General features: G+C 44.9%; 5 protein-coding genes. 1 reads left to right on the top strand and 4 read right to left on the bottom strand.

Features of this window, described 5'->3' with window-relative positions; all coding sequences use genetic code 11:
* Positions 1-142: 142 nt before the first annotated feature.
* A complete protein-coding gene (locus tag O9300_RS07785; RefSeq protein ID WP_079209413.1) occupies positions 143-442 on the bottom strand; it encodes a hypothetical protein in 300 nt (99 codons plus the stop codon).
* Positions 443-660: 218 nt separating this feature from the next.
* On the opposite strand from O9300_RS07785, the gene psbX reads away from it, so the two are divergent.
* Positions 661-780 carry a photosystem II reaction center X protein gene (gene psbX, locus O9300_RS07790; protein WP_002759073.1) on the top strand — a complete coding sequence of 40 codons (120 nt, stop codon included), beginning with the start codon at positions 661-663 and terminating at the stop codon, positions 778-780.
* 42 nt (positions 781-822) lie between these two features.
* On the opposite strand, the gene O9300_RS07795 is transcribed toward psbX, so the two are convergent.
* The 3 genes from O9300_RS07795 to O9300_RS07805 all read right to left on the bottom strand — a co-directional run.
* A complete protein-coding gene (locus O9300_RS07795) occupies positions 823-1470 on the bottom strand; it encodes a ComF family protein (RefSeq protein WP_002759075.1) in 648 nt (215 codons plus the stop codon).
* A complete protein-coding gene (locus O9300_RS07800) occupies positions 1439-1738 on the bottom strand; it encodes a DUF1816 domain-containing protein (RefSeq protein ID WP_061432767.1) in 300 nt (99 codons plus the stop codon). Before O9300_RS07800 ends, O9300_RS07795 begins: the two co-directional genes overlap by 32 nt.
* 253 nt (positions 1739-1991) lie before the next feature.
* A partial coding sequence (locus O9300_RS07805) for a zinc ribbon domain-containing protein (protein WP_287971101.1) occupies positions 1992-2231 on the bottom strand: 240 nt, incomplete at its 5' end.

Consider the following 2231-nt stretch of genomic DNA (forward strand, 5'->3'; position numbering starts at 1 on the left):
TTGGAGGGATCGGGGGTAAAATTCAGGTACTTTTTCCCTGAAAATTAGGTAACTGACTACCTCAAAATCGGTAAAACCCTACACCCCACACCCCACACCCCACACCCTGCCCCCACCAACAAACTTTTTCAGCAGACCCTATTTATCCTTGGCTTTGGCGCAGATGGTCATTAATTTGGCGTTTACGCTTTTCTTCGGGGGCAGTGCTAGTAATTTCGCCAAAATCTTCGCTACTCATGGAAAGATGGGACATTATCTTTCTTTTGCGCTCTTTAGCAGTTAATTCCGGTGAAGGAGTTACTGGCGGCGGCGCTGCCACGGGTTCCGCTGCCACCGGAGGAGTTTCCACAATTGGCAGCGGTTTTTTGGGAATATAGTCAGCACCACTGGTACTTCTGGAGAGATGATCGAGAATGCGCCGTTTGCGATCGTCAGTAGCCATAAAAATCTTTGCCAATCTAGTTTAAAGTTTTGTAACTATCACCTATTGTCAAACATCCCTATCCCCTTGAGAAGTCAAGGGAGACTTTATCTTGAGGGATTGAAGACATATAAAACCTGCGATCGCATCTATCTGGTCGTGGAACTGGAGGTCTTCTCGCCCAAGGTGATAAGATAAAAAACTAAGTCTTTGAAAATATGACAAAGGATTTATCTATCATGACACCCTCTTTAGCTAACTTTCTCTGGAGCCTTGTTTTAGGTGCGGCTATCGTCCTGATCCCTGCTACTATCGGTTTGATTTTCATCAGTCAATACGACAAGATCAAACGGACTTAATTTAAAATCCTAAAATGCCTAGACCGATTCCGTCTGGGCATTTTAGCTAATTTTGGAACTGGCAAGAGCGATCGCACCGACTACCCGATACCCCTCTGTTTGTAAAACCTGCACAGCCTCCTCAATCGTGGTTCCCGTGGTATAAATATCATCAATTAAGAGAATCGGCACTGATTTCGGTAAATTTTTCCCCAGTTGAAAAGCCGCTTGCATCGTCTTTTTTCTTTCCTCGGCTGCCAGACTAAATAAGGCTGCCGTGTTCTTAATCCGAATTAATCCGCGACTAGCCAGAGGATAACCGGTTAAACGACAAAAACCCTCGCCAATGACTTCTGCTTGATTAAAACCCCTTTCCCTTAATCTTTCTGGATGGAGAGGGATAGGAATCACCGTCAAACGTTTATCGGTGAGGGGAGGACGAAGGAGCCAAGTTTCCCCCATGCAACTGCCTAGCAAAGAGCCGAGAGCGGGATGGCGATCATATTTCATTTTAGCGATCGCCTGTTTTAATTTACCTTCATATCGTCCCCAGATAAACAGGGGAATAGAACCACGCCAGAGAAAAAGCGGGTTATTCTGACGATAGGACTGTAATTGTCGCCCACAATCACGGCAAAGCTCTCGCTCGCTCTGCCGTTGACAAAGAGGACAGGGAGACTTAAGAAATAAAGCGAGAAAAGGTTCGAGCATGGGAAGTCAAAGTTTTAGCTAGATCCTGATTTCCATCGTCAAAAACGGTCAAATAACGGGGATTACTCCGCTCGATCGAAAGACTGATTCCTTGCGCTCCTTCGGACTCTATATCTTGTAGATAACCCCCCTGATGCTGTTGTGCTTCCTCAAAAGAAGCAAAGGGACCAAAATAGTAAATACAGTGGGGGGAAAGGGAGGTAATTTTCAGCCACCAAGGTGTATTATCGTCAGAAATTTTATTTGTCTCCAAGAAAGATAAAATCATGTTCTGGTAGTGATAGGGTACAGGGATTGCGGGAATCAAGGACAGGTTTTTAGGAACTTTGCCCCCATAATTCCGATTTGCTGGCCAAAAAATCGAGCTTTTGGCCAAAGAGAGTCTTTTTATCGTATTAGATTAACAAGGGGATCGGTCGCAAAATCGAAAGAGATTCTAAAAATTCCCTTCAGCCAAGGGGAAGCGGATCGAGATAGGATATTGACGCTCCCATCGCACTAAGCGCTTCGGGATTCCCTGTTCATCCAGTTACCTTATCTACTAAGCTTTCACCTAATAGACAGTGGGTAGTCTGTCCGAGGGCTTGAATTTCTGTCCGCCCGACAGTATTTGCCCGTGCGAGAATGTTTATAGCGGCGTTTTCGTCTCTATCCAAGACACACCCACAAGAACAAATATGTGTTCTTACAGATAATGTTTTCTTGACGATATTGCCACAATCAGAACATTGTTGGCTAGTGTATTGTGGATTTACCGCTAC

It is taken from the genome of Microcystis sp. LE19-195.1E, assembly GCF_027532095.1.
In the GTDB taxonomy this organism is placed as follows: Bacteria; Cyanobacteriota; Cyanobacteriia; order Cyanobacteriales; family Microcystaceae; genus Microcystis; species Microcystis aeruginosa.

Bases quoted from the DNA above. Each gene is read 5' to 3' on its own strand.
- O9300_RS07800 (WP_061432767.1), bottom strand. From the start codon at position 1,738: ATGATTTTATCTTTCTTGGAGACAAATAAAATTTCTGACGATAATACA.
- O9300_RS07785 (WP_079209413.1), bottom strand. From the start codon at position 442: ATGGCTACTGACGATCGCAAACGGCGCATTCTCGATCATCTCTCCAGA.
- psbX (WP_002759073.1), top strand. From the start codon at position 661: ATGACACCCTCTTTAGCTAACTTTCTCTGGAGCCTTGTTTTAGGTGCG.
- O9300_RS07795 (WP_002759075.1), bottom strand. From the start codon at position 1,470: ATGCTCGAACCTTTTCTCGCTTTATTTCTTAAGTCTCCCTGTCCTCTT.